Source organism: Flavobacterium succinicans LMG 10402 (genome assembly GCF_000611675.1).
GTDB lineage: Bacteria > Bacteroidota > Bacteroidia > Flavobacteriales > Flavobacteriaceae > Flavobacterium > Flavobacterium succinicans.
The window spans coordinates 1-13,576 of record NZ_JATV01000002.1 but is presented as its reverse complement, the minus strand read 5'-3'; the positions used below and the strand labels follow the sequence as shown (position 1 = coordinate 13,576).

18 protein-coding genes are annotated in these 13,576 nt (G+C 33.4%); 3 read left to right on the top strand and 15 right to left on the bottom strand.

Annotated elements, in window-relative coordinates; translation table 11 throughout:
- Window positions 1-17 precede the first annotated feature (17 nt).
- From AO58_RS0101555 to AO58_RS0101520, 8 genes are all read right to left on the bottom strand, one after another.
- Entirely contained in the window at window positions 18-386 is a 369-nt protein-coding gene (locus AO58_RS0101555) for a hypothetical protein (RefSeq protein ID WP_024980026.1), read from the bottom strand.
- Between the two features lie 14 nt (window positions 387-400).
- On the bottom strand, window positions 401-973 hold the full coding sequence (locus AO58_RS0101550) for a pentapeptide repeat-containing protein (RefSeq protein WP_024980025.1): 573 nt from the start codon (window positions 971-973) through the stop codon (window positions 401-403).
- Window positions 961-1,275: a type II toxin-antitoxin system RelE/ParE family toxin gene (locus tag AO58_RS0101545; RefSeq protein WP_024980024.1), complete on the bottom strand. Its 315-nt coding sequence runs from the start codon at window positions 1,273-1,275 to the stop codon at window positions 961-963. The genes AO58_RS0101550 and AO58_RS0101545 overlap by 13 nt, the downstream gene beginning before the upstream one ends.
- Window positions 1,260-1,490: a hypothetical protein gene (locus tag AO58_RS0101540; RefSeq protein ID WP_024980023.1), complete on the bottom strand. Its 231-nt coding sequence runs from the start codon at window positions 1,488-1,490 to the stop codon at window positions 1,260-1,262. Before AO58_RS0101540 ends, AO58_RS0101545 begins: the two co-directional genes overlap by 16 nt.
- Window positions 1,491-1,576: 86 nt before the next feature.
- The gene (locus AO58_RS0101535) at window positions 1,577-1,798 is read right to left on the bottom strand and encodes a DUF6095 family protein (RefSeq protein WP_024980022.1); all 222 of its coding nucleotides are present in this window, start codon (window positions 1,796-1,798) and stop codon (window positions 1,577-1,579) included.
- Window positions 1,799-1,832: 34 nt separating this feature from the next.
- Window positions 1,833-2,651, bottom strand: a complete 819-nt coding sequence (gene murQ / locus AO58_RS0101530; RefSeq protein ID WP_024980021.1) for an N-acetylmuramic acid 6-phosphate etherase — start codon at window positions 2,649-2,651, stop codon at window positions 1,833-1,835.
- A gap of 180 nt (window positions 2,652-2,831) precedes the next feature.
- Window positions 2,832-3,500 carry a ZIP family metal transporter gene (locus tag AO58_RS0101525; RefSeq protein WP_024980020.1) on the bottom strand — a complete coding sequence of 223 codons (669 nt, stop codon included), beginning with the start codon at window positions 3,498-3,500 and terminating at the stop codon, window positions 2,832-2,834.
- A gap of 38 nt (window positions 3,501-3,538) precedes the next feature.
- Window positions 3,539-4,303, bottom strand: a complete 765-nt coding sequence (locus AO58_RS0101520) for a class I SAM-dependent DNA methyltransferase (RefSeq protein ID WP_024980019.1) — start codon at window positions 4,301-4,303, stop codon at window positions 3,539-3,541.
- 112 nt (window positions 4,304-4,415) lie between these two features.
- Between AO58_RS0101520 and AO58_RS0101515 the strand changes: the two genes are divergently transcribed.
- Entirely contained in the window at window positions 4,416-5,594 is a 1,179-nt protein-coding gene (locus AO58_RS0101515) for a THUMP domain-containing class I SAM-dependent RNA methyltransferase (protein ID WP_024980018.1), read from the top strand.
- A gap of 104 nt (window positions 5,595-5,698) precedes the next feature.
- On the top strand, window positions 5,699-5,935 hold the full coding sequence (locus AO58_RS0101510) for a hypothetical protein (RefSeq protein WP_024980017.1): 237 nt from the start codon (window positions 5,699-5,701) through the stop codon (window positions 5,933-5,935).
- A 385-nt stretch (window positions 5,936-6,320) separates the two neighbouring features.
- Here the strand turns inward: AO58_RS0101510 and AO58_RS16815 are convergent, their stop codons facing one another.
- The 5 genes from AO58_RS16815 to AO58_RS0101485 all read right to left on the bottom strand — a co-directional run bounded on the left by AO58_RS16815 (window position 6,321) and on the right by AO58_RS0101485 (window position 10,598).
- The gene (locus tag AO58_RS16815; RefSeq protein WP_306372104.1) at window positions 6,321-6,743 is read right to left on the bottom strand and encodes a GNAT family N-acetyltransferase; all 423 of its coding nucleotides are present in this window, start codon (window positions 6,741-6,743) and stop codon (window positions 6,321-6,323) included.
- Between the two features lie 318 nt (window positions 6,744-7,061).
- Window positions 7,062-8,162, bottom strand: a complete 1,101-nt coding sequence (locus AO58_RS0101500) for an alkene reductase (protein ID WP_024980016.1) — start codon at window positions 8,160-8,162, stop codon at window positions 7,062-7,064.
- Window positions 8,163-8,174: 12 nt separating this feature from the next.
- Window positions 8,175-8,603, bottom strand: a complete 429-nt coding sequence (locus AO58_RS16810; RefSeq protein ID WP_024980015.1) for a cupin domain-containing protein — start codon at window positions 8,601-8,603, stop codon at window positions 8,175-8,177.
- 10 nt (window positions 8,604-8,613) lie between these two features.
- The gene (locus tag AO58_RS0101490) at window positions 8,614-9,624 is read right to left on the bottom strand and encodes a zinc-binding alcohol dehydrogenase family protein (protein ID WP_024980014.1); all 1,011 of its coding nucleotides are present in this window, start codon (window positions 9,622-9,624) and stop codon (window positions 8,614-8,616) included.
- Between the two features lie 17 nt (window positions 9,625-9,641).
- The gene (locus tag AO58_RS0101485; protein WP_024980013.1) at window positions 9,642-10,598 is read right to left on the bottom strand and encodes a polysaccharide deacetylase family protein; all 957 of its coding nucleotides are present in this window, start codon (window positions 10,596-10,598) and stop codon (window positions 9,642-9,644) included.
- A gap of 100 nt (window positions 10,599-10,698) precedes the next feature.
- Here AO58_RS0101485 and AO58_RS0101480 point away from each other — a divergent pair, with 100 nt between their 5' ends.
- The gene (locus tag AO58_RS0101480) at window positions 10,699-11,541 is read left to right on the top strand and encodes an AraC family transcriptional regulator (RefSeq protein WP_024980012.1); all 843 of its coding nucleotides are present in this window, start codon (window positions 10,699-10,701) and stop codon (window positions 11,539-11,541) included.
- A gap of 317 nt (window positions 11,542-11,858) precedes the next feature.
- Here AO58_RS0101480 and AO58_RS17700 read toward each other — a convergent pair whose 3' ends face one another.
- A complete protein-coding gene (locus tag AO58_RS17700) occupies window positions 11,859-12,911 on the bottom strand; it encodes an acyltransferase family protein (RefSeq protein WP_081764638.1) in 1,053 nt (350 codons plus the stop codon).
- A 187-nt stretch (window positions 12,912-13,098) separates the two neighbouring features.
- Window positions 13,099-13,386, bottom strand: coding sequence for a hypothetical protein (locus tag AO58_RS0101470; protein ID WP_024980010.1), 288 nt, complete (start codon window positions 13,384-13,386; stop codon window positions 13,099-13,101).
- Window positions 13,387-13,576 lie beyond the last annotated feature (190 nt).

The window sequence follows — 13,576 nt, the reverse complement described above, 5'->3', positions numbered from 1 at the left end:
TTTTTTTTTGAATTAAATTAAAGTTTCGTAACGGTTCCTGTTTGTTTCGCATCGGAACCTACCATTCCGAATTCGAAAGTGTAGGAATTAGCAGTTGTGGTTAAAATTTTCATTTGAATGGCTTTTTCTTCTGCCATGTTTTTAGGCTGCTTTTTTTGTAAAATATACTCGCAATCGTTGACCCATCGAATAGTGGCTGTATCGGTTTTACCTTCAAAAGTCTCAATTTCTATGCTGTCTTTGCGTTCAAAATAGGTGGTTTTTTTTATGCCATTTACTTCGTATTCAAACTTGAATTTCCCAGTTTTAAAATCGGAGCATTTTCGTTCTACATTATAACAGGAAAACAAAAGTAAAAGAGGTGAGAGGTAAAGTATTTTTTTCATGTGTAGTTCAATTTTTATTCAATTTTAATATCGTATTTATCCAAAAGGCCCACGATTCCTTGTGTAGTAAATTTAGCTTTTTTCATCGGATTGAATTCGGGGTCGATGCTGTAATTGTAGGCGGTTCTAAAATCGGCTCCTGCCAATTGAGTATCATTAAAAATCGCACGGTCAAGATTGCAATTATCAAACACACTATTGTTCAGTTGTGTCCCAATGAAAGTTACTTCTTTGAGCGAACACCCTGAAAATTGGGTTTTCGGCATTTTTTTATTGGCAAAAGACGCGTAATCCAATACGCTATCTTGAAAACCCACATCGAATAAAAAATCGTCACATCCTTGAAATTGAATGCCCAAGAGTTTACAGTTTTTGAAACGAACGGTTTTTAAACTACTGCCTGCAAGTTGTACCATAGATAAATTGCAGTCTATAAACTCGCAATCCATAAAGGTGTTGTTGCATAAATCACTATTGGAGAAATCACAGTTTTTAAATACACAATCTTCAAACTCGCGATGGTTTATTTTTTGATCAACAGCAATGATTTTTTCGAAGGTTTTTTGAACGTTAATTAGGTTTTCCATGGTAATTTTTTAGATTTTCTAGCAGTATGTCTTATCCGAAGAATTTGAATGGTTGAGTCGGATATTCTATATGAAATGCTGTAATCATAAATGTAATATACTCTAAAGGTTCCGTCGTTGTTAACTTTGTTGCTGTCGAGTTTGTAAATTTCGGGTTGAGTTTTTAAAATTTCCGTACTGTCAAAAATGGTTGCAATTACTTTATCTGCAATGTGAATCGATTTACTTTCAAAGAAAATGTAAAAATGGATATCCTCTAATTGTTCTAAAGCATTTTTTGACCAAATTATTTCCTTCCCCATTTTTTTGCAAGATTTTTTGCGTCTTCTTGAGTGTAGTATGCACCATCATTGATGCTTTTTAAAGCGGCATCGATATCTGCATTGTATTCAGCAGCAGTAGCTTCTTTGGAAGTGTTGATTGTTTCTAAAAGATGTTTTATTTTTTCAATAAAATTAGGGTCTTTTACCTTATCGATTTCTTGATGAATCCAGTTTATGTCAGCACGAATATCCATATGATACAATTTTTGTAAATATACAATTTATCTTTATTATTCAGTATTTTGAGAAAGCCCCTTTTTTTAATAAGGCTCTAACTTCTTCAATCCTTGAATAAAGCTTTCATAATCCATCTAAGGCCTGTGAAGATTAAGTACATCGATGCCAAACACGCTATAATTCCTATACCGAGCACCAAATAATGCCAATTCGTATGTTGGTTCATAAAGGCGTTATAAATGATAGACGGACCAAGGAAGAGTAGGGGCAAAGCTCCCGATAAATATTTGATTCCTTTGGATAAAAAGTCTTTGTTGGTTGCCATTTAAAGTTAGAAGTGAGAGGTTAGAAGTAAGAATTTAATTTTGAGGGTTGAAGTTGTCTACCGCTTTTCGGACACTTCCGTATTTGGCCAATAATTCGGATGCTTTTTCGTAAGAAACAGGAATTTCTCCCATAATCATTTTAACGCCACGGTCTACCAACTTGGCGTTGCTTAATTGCATATCGACCATTTTGTTGCCTTTTACTTTGCCTAGCTGAATCATAGTAGCCGTCGAAATCATATTGAGAACTAATTTTTGAGCGGTGCCTGCTTTCATTCTCGAACTTCCTGTTACAAATTCTGGACCGACAATGACTTCGATTGGGAATTTTGCGGTTTGTGACAACGGACTTCCTGCATTGCAAGAAATACTTCCAGTACTGATTTGTTTCTCGTTGCAGGCTTTTAAACCGCCAATTACATATGGAGTTGTGCCAGAAGCAGCAATACCTATGACCACATCGTTTTCATTGATGTTGAATTGTTGTAAATCTATCCAAGCTTGTTCTGCGTCATCTTCGGCATTTTCTACGGCTCTTCGGATGGCTTTGTCACCACCCGCTATGATGCCTACAACTAAATCAAAAGGAACTCCAAAAGTAGGTGGACATTCCGATGCGTCGACCACACCTAATCGTCCAGAAGTCCCAGCTCCAATATAAAAAAGGCGTCCTCCTAGTTTCATTTTGGTTACAATTTCGTTTACCAAGGTTTCGATTTGAGGTAAGGCTTTTGCAACTGCTAAAGGAACTGTTTGGTCTTCTTGATTGATATTGTGTAGCAATTCCTGAACCGACATTTTTTCTAAATGTTCGTATTTTGAGGATTGTTCGGTGGTTTTAGTGAAGGTCATAATTAAATAAAACTTTTTCGTGTAAAAATAGGAATTTATTGGATACCATTTTCTTTTGTGAGGGATTGCAGCTAGCTACCGAAGTAGCGCGGAAAGACCGACCCCATAGCGCAAAGGGGCTTTATAAACGGCGTTATAAGTAAGCCCCTTTGCGCTATGGGGGCACGCCCAAATTATTTTTTAAATGAAAAAAGCTAGGGCAATTCCTAGAATAATCATTGATATTTTGGCGACGTTGAATTTGTGTCCCTCGCTACTTTCGAAAATGATGGTGGAGGAGATGTGAAACAAAATTCCAACCACGATGGCAGTGATTTCGGTGGTGTATTCTTGTAATTCAGGGATAAAGTCGGAAGCCAATGTGCCTAAGGGTGTCATCATGGCGAAGGTTATCATAAAGGCAAAAATGGCTTTGGGATGGAGTTGGGCTTGTACGAAAAAAGTAGTCAAAATAATAGCAATAGGCAGGTGGTGAATAGCAATTCCGATGGCTAAGTCATGATGATGCCCTATTGGAAAGCCTTCTAAAAAGGCATGTATGCAAAGGCTGATGAACAACAACCAAGGTATTTGACTCATTTTGTCATGACCATGTACATGACCATGTTCGGCTCCCTTGGAAAAAAATTCTAAAATGATTTGAAATAAAATCCCCATCATAATAAATATGCCGATAGACTCATTATGATGATGATAGATTTCGGGCAAAAGATGAATTACAGTAATTGACAGCAAAAATGAGCCGCTAAAAGCCAATAAGAGTTTTAAATTGGATTTCTTTTTCGGTTTGAAAACTAAAGCCAAGACATAGCCAAGGATTACTGCAATTAAAGGCAAGAGGTAATTCATTTTTGTTATTTAAAATGTTTAAAAGTTTTTAGAATGAACTATTTGAAAATCATAATCAAACGTTCACTATCGGTTTTATGGAATTTTTTGAGTTTATAATCTCCAAAAATATCCAACAAATATATGCCAGCTTCATCCATTAGCTCTTGGAAATCTTTTAAACTAAAAGCTCTTACTTTTTCGGTAAAATGGAAGTGCTGTCCTTGGTCTTCAAAGCTGATTTCTTTGTAAATATGTCCTTCTTTTACATATCGCTTGATGTGAAAATCGATTTGGTCTACCGTTTTAACTTCTTCAGGAACTAGCGTTTCAATCACTTGATTCACATTCATAAAATCAATTACAGCAAAACCTGTTTCGGATAGGCTTTCTTTGATAGCAATTAAAGTTTTTAGATTATCGGCTTCGTCTTCAAAATAGCCAAAACTGGTGAATAAATTGAAAATAGCGTCAAATTTTTCTTCAAAAGGTTCGCGCATATCGTGCACTTTGAAGGACAAATGAGTGTTGCTGTTTTTGCTCGCCTCAGCAATGCTGTTTTCGGACAAATCCGCTCCCAAAACGTTGTATCCTAATTGGCTCAAGTAAATAGCGTGTCGTCCTTTGCCACAGGCCAAATCTAAGACTTTTGCATTATCAGGTAAGTTGAGATACTGCGTCAAATTATCCATAAAAACCTGAGCCTCACGGTAGTTGCGTTCTTTATAAAGAATATGATAGTAAGGTGTATCAAACCATGATGTGAACCAGTTTTTGGTAGAAAGCTCTAGGTTATTTGTTGCGGGTTTTTGGTCTTCAGACATTTATTCGTTTTCAATTAATTTAAGTCCGGCAAAATTAGTGTATTTTTGCAGAAAATATACTATTTCAAATCGTTTGGAGTTTGGAATTTAATACTTGGAATATAGCATAGCAATGGAGAATTTTAAAATGGTAGCCAAAACCTTTTTTGGTTTTGAAGAAATATTGGCCAAAGAGTTGCGTCAATTGGGCGCTCAAGAGGTTGAGCAAGGCATACGAATGGTGAGTTTTAAGGGAGATAAAGGATTTATGTACAAGGCCAATTTGTCTTTGCGTACTGCATTAAAGGTGTTAAAACCAATTTATTCTTTTAGAGCCAATAATGAAGCAGCTTTGTATAAAGGTATTGCAAGTGTGAATTGGTCAAAATACCTTAATGCCAATCAAACGTTTGTGATTGATGCAACGGTGCATTCGGATCATTTTAACCATTCGGAGTTTGTGTCTCAAAAGTGTAAAGACGCGATTGTGGATCAGTTTAGAGAACGCACTGGGCAACGTCCAAGCATTGACAAAGCTTTTCCTGATTTACGAATCAACATTCATATTGGCAAAGACCAAGTTTCGGTGGCATTAGATACTTCTGGAAATTCCTTGCACCAACGTGGTTATAGAACAGCGACGAATATTGCTCCTATCAATGAAGTTTTGGCAGCGGGAATTTTATTATTATCAGGTTGGGAAGGACAAGGGCACTTTTTGGATCCGATGTGTGGTTCAGGAACATTTTTGGCCGAAGCCGCAATGATAGCTTGTAATATTCCAGCCAATATCAACCGAAAAGAATTTGCTTTTGAAAAATGGAAGGATTGGGATAATGATTTGTTTGACCAAATTATGGACAGTTTGCTGAAAAAAGTAAAAGAGTTTCATTACACGATAACAGGCTATGATAAAGCGCCAAGTGCGGTTCAAAAAGCCAAAGACAATATCAAAAATGCCAATTTAGACGAATACGTAACGGTTGCTGAAGAAAACTTTTTTGATAGCGAGAAAACTACTGAAGGCAAATTGCATATGGTTTTCAATCCGCCGTATGATGAGCGATTGGATATTCACATGGAAGAATTTTATAAAAATATCGGGGATACGTTGAAGAAAAATTATCCAGCAACCAATGCTTGGTTTATTACTGCGAATTTAGAAGCCTTGAAATTCGTTGGATTAAAACCTTCGAGAAAAATAAAATTGTTTAATGCTAGTTTAGAAGCACGTTTGGTAAAATATGAAATGTATGAGGGAAGCAAAAGAACCAAGTTTAATAGCCCTCTAACCCCCGAAGAGGGAATATAGTCCTGCAAGTAAAGTTGAAAAAGATTTTTATAAATTAGATAGTCAAATATAAAAACCTATTTACCCCTAATAGGATTTCTCGCCGCGCGGGATAGGGGACAGATATGACGAAATTACAAGTAAGAGCATTTTTATATCAATTGGGTTGTTTTGCTATTTTGTTTATTGGTTTTCGTTTTCTAGTGGAAAACTACACTAGTTTAACTGGATTTTGGATTCCATTGACAGCCTTTGCGGTGGGGACTATTTTAGCTCCAAAATTTCAAGCTGTTAAAACCAAAGACGGCGAAAAACTTTTTATGTCTTGGATTTTTTTAAAAGGGGTACGACAAATAGGGTAACACTTTATGGTTTTAATAGTTTCTTTCAATTTGAATTAAAAGAAAGTAATAGAAGAAAAATTGATTAGGAGCTCGTCTTTCAGATGAGCTCTGTTTGTTTATTATTACACTGGTGTTCACTTAAAATAAGTTGAATAGTGTATAAAATATAGACCGTAATCTCAAGAAATAGTTGAAGTTTATTACCAAATAAACAAAAACAAAAGCCGGAGTTGTATGTGAAACAAAGGTAAAAGTACCAGAGCCCGATTCTAACCACTACAATTACCCTACAGCGACTTAAGAAGAAAGGCTATCATCAATGTTGGAGATTTACATGGAACTCAACCCATCACTTTGCGAACCGCCGTATACTTGATTAGCGGTTCGGCATTCATTTCTGTCTTTAATTTTTATTAGTTTTAAGTTTAGCGTAAATATCCAAACTTATAAATTTCCCGTTCTTAATTTCACAGTCTCTCATTGTACCTTCGGATTGAAAGTCAAGTTTAGTCATTGCGTTTTTAGAATTAATATTTTCGGCTGCTACAAAGCCTTCAATTCTGTGAAGTCCGAGTTTGTTAAAACCAAAGTCACAGATTTGTGGCATTGCTTCTTTCATTATTCCTTGTCCCCAATAGTCGGGCAACAACCAAAAACCAATTTCAGTTTTTTTATGTTCCTTGCTTATACCGTTAAGTCCGCCTGCACCAAAAAAAAAATTATTGTCTAACAAACAAACAGCAAACCACATTCCAGTTCCACTTTTTTCAAGTTCAGAAAACCAAGCCATTTGTTCTTTAGTTGACTCTAAAGTGTCAAAACTAATTCAGTAATGTTTTATAATTTTCGGGTGAGAAAGACCTTTGAATACATTTTCAATATCGCTTTCCACGAATTGTCTAAGCAGAAGTCTATTTGTTTTTATTGCTGTTAATTCAGTTGTCATTTTTACTCAATTCATTTTGTCTGTTCGCGTGTCGTTTTATGCTGACCGCTAACATTCCGACGATTAGCGTGGTTGCGAACTTCGGAACCGATTATTATCTATAAAAGATGAAATTTCTTGCGAAATGTAAATGTGTATTTACCACAAAATTCGCAATCTTGCTAAACACCTGTTAGTCGTTCGCCTTTTTCAATTCTGTCAATTATAAAAAGGGTAATCTGTATATCCTCTTTTGTCCCCACCACCAAATAAAGTATGATTATCTGAAATTTCATTCATTGGCGCATTTACTTTTACTCTTTCGGGATAGTCGGGATTGGTTAAAAACTTTCTACCGAAACCAATTAAGTCAACCAAATTTTCTTGTAATAATTGTTCGCCTTCTTCTGGTGTTTTATTGCCTGTAGCAATAATTGTGTTTTTGAAATTAGTTCTTAATACTGTTCTAAATTCATTAGGAATTTGAGGAGCGTCGTCCCAATCGGCTTCACATAAATGAATGTATGCAATATCTAATTTATTTAATTCTTTTGAGGCAAGCATTATCGTTTCCAATATTTCTGGGTCGTTCATATCTTTAAAACTAATGAATGGTGACAAGCGAACACCCGTTTTTTGGCTGCCTATTGCTTTGGCTACGGCTTCAGTAATTTCTATTATGAATTGTATTCTCTTTTCTTTACTTCCTCCATATTCATCCGTTCTTAGGTTTGAATTAGTTCTCAAAAATTGGTCAATTAAATAACCATTGGCTCCGTGAATTTCTACACCATCAAAACCTGCTTCGATGGCATTTTTGGCACCTTGAACAAACTCCTTAATAACGTTTTTAATATCAGATTTTGACATTTCTCGTGGTTCTTCTACAGGAACAAAAGTAGCATCGCCATTGGGCGCACCATCAAAAATATACACAGATGTATCTTTAGCAATTTTGGCTGATGGGCCTATGGGTTGTAAACCATTTACTTTCGATGAAGATACTCTTCCGACGTGCCATAATTGCAAGAAAATTTTTCCTCCTGCATTATGAACCGCATTGGTAGTTAGTTTCCATCCTTCAATTTGTTCTTGTGAATAAATACCAGGGGTTTTGGCATAACCCATTCCTTGTAAGGAAATTTGTGTAGCTTCGGTAATGATAATGCCTGCACTTGCTCTTTGTGCATAATATTCTGCCATTAACGAATTGGGTACATCAGCTGGTTGACTACTTCTGCTACGAGTCATTGGCGCCATTAAGAAACGGTTTTTTAATTCAATTCCGTTTAAATTATATTCTGAAAATATTTTATTCATGTCTTATTTCTTTTATTTTTTATCAAAATAGGTTTCTGTTTTATTTAGCCAATCCATTCGTAAAGGTGTAAACATATCCATATCTAACGTATCTTCTAATGCCCAAAACTCATGTTCTACATTGGGTGGAATAATTAACACATCGCCTTTTTTTACAATGTATTCCATACCATTGATTGCCACTTTTACTTTTCCTTCTAAAACATGCGTAATTTGTTCGTTGGGATGTTTATGTTTTGATATGTGTGCACCTTTTTCTAGTTTGAAATAAGCTATCATTCCCATACTACCATATGCGTATTTACGGTCTATCTTGTCCATCATTTTTTCATACTTTAATGTGTCCATAGAAAAATGATTGACTTCGTTTCCTTTTTGTGCACTGGCTTTAATGACAGAAAAAGTTACTATTGTTACAAGAGCTAATTGAAATAGTTTCATACTTTTATTTTTAAAATGTGATGGCAATTTTTCCGATTGCTTTTCCGGATTCTGATAAACGATGGGCTTCTTTAAAACTTTCGGCTGTTAATCCTTTGATGGTTGTATTTAATGTCGTTTTAATAGTTCCGTTGTCTAACAAATCGGCTAACTTGTTTAAGATGTTATGTTGTTCTATCATATCATCGGTTTGAAACATCGATCGGGTGTACATCAACTCCCAAGAAAAACTTACGCTTTTTGTTTTTAATTTGTTTAATGCCACAGGTTCGGCACTTCCAGTAATAGATGCAATGTGACCTTGTGGTTTAATTAACTCCGCCATAGCATCCCAATAGACATTGGTATCTACAAAATCAACAATAAAATCAACTTGTTGAAATCCGGCCTTACGAACTTCATTAATTAAATCCTTGTGATTTACAACAACATCAGCTCCTTGTTTTTTGCACCATTCTATTGTTGCTGGTCGTGATGCCGTAGTTATTACTTTTAAACCTGCTACTTTTTTTGCTAATTGAATAGCAATAGAACCTACACCACCGGCACCACCAATAATTAATATGGTTTTGCCTTTATCTTTTTCGTTAATTCGAATTCTATCGAATAAAATTTCCCAAGCTGTTAATCCTGTTAAAGGCATTACTACAGCTTCTTCATTACTCAACGAAGTTGGTTTTTTACCTACAATGTGTTCGTCAATTACCTGATATTCGGCATTGCTTCCTTGCTTGGTAAGGTCACCCGCATAATATACTTTGTCGCCAATTTTGAATAAACTTACTTTATCCCCAACTGCTTCTACAGTTCCTACAGCGTCCCAGCCAATAATTTTTGGCGTATCAAGTACCGTGTTTTTAGCAGCCGATTGTCGAATTTTAAAATCAACTGGATTTACGGATACGGCATCAATTTTTACTAATAATTCGTGCTCAGAAGGTATTGGTTTTTCTATTTCAAATGCAATGAAGCTATCTTGCTCCTCAATGGCTAATGATGTTTTAAATCCTATTGCTTTCATTTTCCTTTTTTATAAAGTTAGTTATTATATTTTTCTTCTGCATTATCCACTGGTGTAGCGGGGTCGTTCTGAATCATTTTAGCAATTTCATCTTTACGCATATACATTACACCAGTTTTTGTTTTTGTGTATTCAATAAAATGTTCCATTGCATTCGTCATTGCTGGTTGCCCACCAATACGGTCGTGAAAACTTATACTCATCATTCTTCTTTTGGTAGCACCTTCGGCATATAATTGATCAAACTCCATTTTTAATTGTGTTAAAAATTGATCGGGACTCCAATGCTTACCTTCAATATTTACAATATCATTATTGCGTAAGGTATATGGCATTACTACAAAGTTCTTTCCATTTACTTTTGTAATAAAAGGCTCGTCTCTGCTTAAATCATCAATATGATACAAAAAACCTAATTCTTGCAAAACCTTTAATGTATTTGGGCTTCTACGCAACCAATTCGCATTATAACCCACGGCTCTTTTGCTTGTAATTTTTTCTACAGCATCTACACCATCTTTTACAAACTTTAATTCATCGGCATAATGTTTATCCCATTGATTGCTCCAAGCTATTCCGTGTGCTGCTATTTCGTGGCCTTCATTAGCCATACGTTTGGCAATTTCGGGGTACTTTATGGCAGCGTCGCCTACTACGTGTGAAGTAACTTTAATGTTGTGTTTTTTCCACAAATCCATCATTCTATCCATGCCTTCATTGGCACCATATCTAAACCAAGATTCGGCTGGTAAATCTGGATTTCCTTTTGGTAGTGGGTTACCACTAAATGGACTTTCGGCACCTTCGGGTTGGCCACCTGTTTCAAACTGCATTGAAACAGAAATGACCAATTGTGCACCATTAGGCCAATGTTTACCTTTACTTGTGTTTTCTTTTTTCTTATTAGAATTACATCCTATTAATAATAAACTTGTTGTAATAATACAAATAACTGATTTGATTTTATTTTTCATTTTTATTTGTTTTTGAATTGAGATGACAAAATTAAGATGATAATTTCATTTAATTATGTAAATTTTCATTGTAAATTTGTACAAATCAATTATGTGTTATATGAAAAGGTTTAATAGTTTCCATTCAATAAATATTTTTGCACTTGAACTCGAAAAATGGGATTATGAACTGCATAAACATAATTTTTATGAGTTAATATTTGTTGAAAAAGGCAGTGGAGAACATATATTAAATGGGATATCATATTCTTTCAAACAAGATGATGTTTTTTTATTAACTCCAGACGATGCTCATGAATTTAAAATTGAAAACAAAATAAAATTCATTTATTTAAAATTTACCGAACAAGTTTTTCTTGAAAAATTAAACACTAACAGAAAAACGTTTTGGAATGAAGCTTTAAGAAATGCACTTGTAAAAGTTGATAATGCTGTTACAAGTATTATTTGTTGTAAAGAGGATAAACATAATTTAAAAGCTTTGTTACATATTATGTTGTATGAATACACAAATAAAGCTTTGTTTAATAATGAAGTAGTTTTAGAATTGTTTGGTTCTATAATGGCTATTATAACTCGTAACTTAAATCAAAATGTAATTAATGTAAATGATAATAAAGCTGTTGAAAAAATAAATAATATTCTTACATATATTCGCATTAATGCTGTTGACAATGAAAAAATGGATATTAGAAAAATGGCAAGTTGTTTTTTTATGTCTCCTAACTATATTAGTGTTTTTGTTAAGAAACATAGTGGATTATCAATTCAGCAGCATATTGTTCAAACTAAAATAAAATCTGCAGAGAAATTATTAAAACAAAATAGATTTACTATAAATGAAATTGCTGACCGATTGGGGTTTACGGATGCCAGCCATTTTAATAAAATTTTTAAGAAGTATAAAACTATATCACCAAGTGAATTTCAAAAGAATAGTTAAATATGCGAATCAAGAGTTGAAAAAAGCGAAATAAAAAACAAAAAATTTCTTTCTTAAAATTAGATTAATAGCTTGAAAATCAGTACATTTAAAGTGTATTCGACGCGCATTTAAACATATGATTATTCAGACTAAAGCCTTAAAATTAATAAAAATCTATTCAACGATTTGTGGCACGTTCCAATTTTCTTGCATTACCTACAACGTCTTGCTAGTAGGCGATGGTCGGGCTAAGTAAAAACAAATTTTCGGATTATCACTAATTTGCCAAATACAAAACCATATTTCCATTAAGCCTAATTCCCGACTATTGCTTACTAGCTGTTGTGCGTAGTTTTTTTTATTTTATTTCTTAATGGTTTTTCGAAGTATACATAACTTAAAGATGACAATATAATTAAAATAAAAAGTCTAATTATAAACGAACTTGTAAAGTCGGATTCTTTATGAATAGAAAAATATTTTTCCATTCTATAGTCTGAAAATATTGTCCAAACAGGGGCTTGTAAAATATAAATGCCAAAGCTAATTTCGCCTAAAAAAACAAATTTATAATTGGTGAATATTTTAGTAATCTTGTCAGTACTTAAAGAAATCAGGAATATTAAAGGAACAAATATTATAGCAAGAAATCCATTGTGAAAGTTTAAACCAATTGGAAATTTCAATAGAAATATTAGAAATAAGATTGTTAATAATATATAAGGAAGATAGTTATTTTGGTTATTTTTTAGTTTTGTTATAAAAAACAAACCTGCTAAATTTCCAATCAAAAATTCGTTGAGATGCATAAATGGATTATATGAAATATCTTTTATTTCATAATAAGGAATTTTAAGATTATTATGTGTAATTAAATGAAATACTAATTGGCTAATTATCCAAAATAAAATTATCCAAATCGTGTTATTTTTTAATTTTTGTGTAGAATATACTTTGTTTATTAAAAAGGGAAAAGTAATATAAAAAAATAATTCTACGGATAAAGACCATCCTGGATAATTGATTGTTAGTGCTTTTTGAGGAATCCAAGATTGAATCATAAATATGTTTAGGAATAAATCTGTAATATTTACATTTCTAAAGATTTTAATTCCAAGTATAAGAAAAATAGCTAATAAATATACTGGATAAATTCGGGCTAATCTGTTTTTAATGTATTCTACAAAATTTATTTTTTCCTGATTTTTATATGCAATAATCATTACAAATCCAGATAAAATAAAAAAATAGCTGACGCCAACATTTGCTTGTTTAAAAATAAAGGAAACATATTGGTTGTTAAATAAAAAGCTATTTTGTCCGTAATGGAAAATAACTATTGATATCGAAGCTATAAATCGAGTAAATGTTAATTGTTCAATTCTCAAATTAAAGTAATTTTTAGGTTTTTTTTCGTTTTTCGGTAAAATTACGCACAACGTTCTCGCGCTACAAGCAGTTTGGGACTAAATTAAGCCCATTCTTCGGATTTGTCAAATCTTCCAAATACAAAACCAACTTTAAATTAAGCCTAATACCCAAATTGCTTGTAGCGTGTGTTATGGGCAGTTATTATTAAGTTACGTTTTTATATTCTGCTAATAACTTTAAAATTTGGACGTTTTCAGAATGGGATGTTCCTCCATTTGAAGATTTACTTGCATATTCTTTTAAAGAGTCCAATTTATCCGTATCATAACTATTTGGATTATAGTTAATTTCTTGAACCACAATCGAAAATAAGATGGCTCTCATTTCAAATTTATCTCCCCAATAATTTGCAAAATATATTGGCGTTTTTGGATTTCCCCAATATGCTTCTACTGTTTTCTCGAATAACATTCCGTAATCAATTGTACTCATAGCTGATTTTTTAAATTATTTGTCATAGCTATCCGAAAGTCTAAAATAAAAAATGCCTGAGAATCCCGTATTTTTGATTTTGCGAAACAAATAATACTTTATGGGACTCTTCAGGCGAAACAAAAATATCAAAAAACCAGTTATTCGACAAATTATTGACCTTGTTCCTCGATGGATGCTTGAATCTTGT

Bases quoted from the DNA above. Each gene is read 5' to 3' on its own strand.
- AO58_RS0101550 (WP_024980025.1), bottom strand. From the start codon at position 973: ATGGAAAACCTAATTAACGTTCAAAAAACCTTCGAAAAAATCATTGCT.
- AO58_RS0101470 (WP_024980010.1), bottom strand. From the start codon at position 13,386: ATGAGTACAATTGATTACGGAATGTTATTCGAGAAAACAGTAGAAGCA.
- AO58_RS0101520 (WP_024980019.1), bottom strand. From the start codon at position 4,303: ATGTCTGAAGACCAAAAACCCGCAACAAATAACCTAGAGCTTTCTACC.
- AO58_RS0101555 (WP_024980026.1), bottom strand. From the start codon at position 386: ATGAAAAAAATACTTTACCTCTCACCTCTTTTACTTTTGTTTTCCTGT.
- AO58_RS0101525 (WP_024980020.1), bottom strand. From the start codon at position 3,500: ATGAATTACCTCTTGCCTTTAATTGCAGTAATCCTTGGCTATGTCTTG.
- AO58_RS0101510 (WP_024980017.1), top strand. From the start codon at position 5,699: ATGACGAAATTACAAGTAAGAGCATTTTTATATCAATTGGGTTGTTTT.
- AO58_RS0101490 (WP_024980014.1), bottom strand. From the start codon at position 9,624: ATGAAAGCAATAGGATTTAAAACATCATTAGCCATTGAGGAGCAAGAT.
- AO58_RS0101540 (WP_024980023.1), bottom strand. From the start codon at position 1,490: ATGGATATTCGTGCTGACATAAACTGGATTCATCAAGAAATCGATAAG.
- murQ (WP_024980021.1), bottom strand. From the start codon at position 2,651: ATGACCTTCACTAAAACCACCGAACAATCCTCAAAATACGAACATTTA.
- AO58_RS0101480 (WP_024980012.1), top strand. From the start codon at position 10,699: ATGAAAAGGTTTAATAGTTTCCATTCAATAAATATTTTTGCACTTGAA.
- AO58_RS0101535 (WP_024980022.1), bottom strand. From the start codon at position 1,798: ATGGCAACCAACAAAGACTTTTTATCCAAAGGAATCAAATATTTATCG.
- AO58_RS0101485 (WP_024980013.1), bottom strand. From the start codon at position 10,598: ATGAAAAATAAAATCAAATCAGTTATTTGTATTATTACAACAAGTTTA.
- AO58_RS16810 (WP_024980015.1), bottom strand. From the start codon at position 8,603: ATGAAACTATTTCAATTAGCTCTTGTAACAATAGTAACTTTTTCTGTC.
- AO58_RS0101515 (WP_024980018.1), top strand. From the start codon at position 4,416: ATGGAGAATTTTAAAATGGTAGCCAAAACCTTTTTTGGTTTTGAAGAA.
- AO58_RS0101545 (WP_024980024.1), bottom strand. From the start codon at position 1,275: ATGGGGAAGGAAATAATTTGGTCAAAAAATGCTTTAGAACAATTAGAG.
- AO58_RS0101500 (WP_024980016.1), bottom strand. From the start codon at position 8,162: ATGAATAAAATATTTTCAGAATATAATTTAAACGGAATTGAATTAAAA.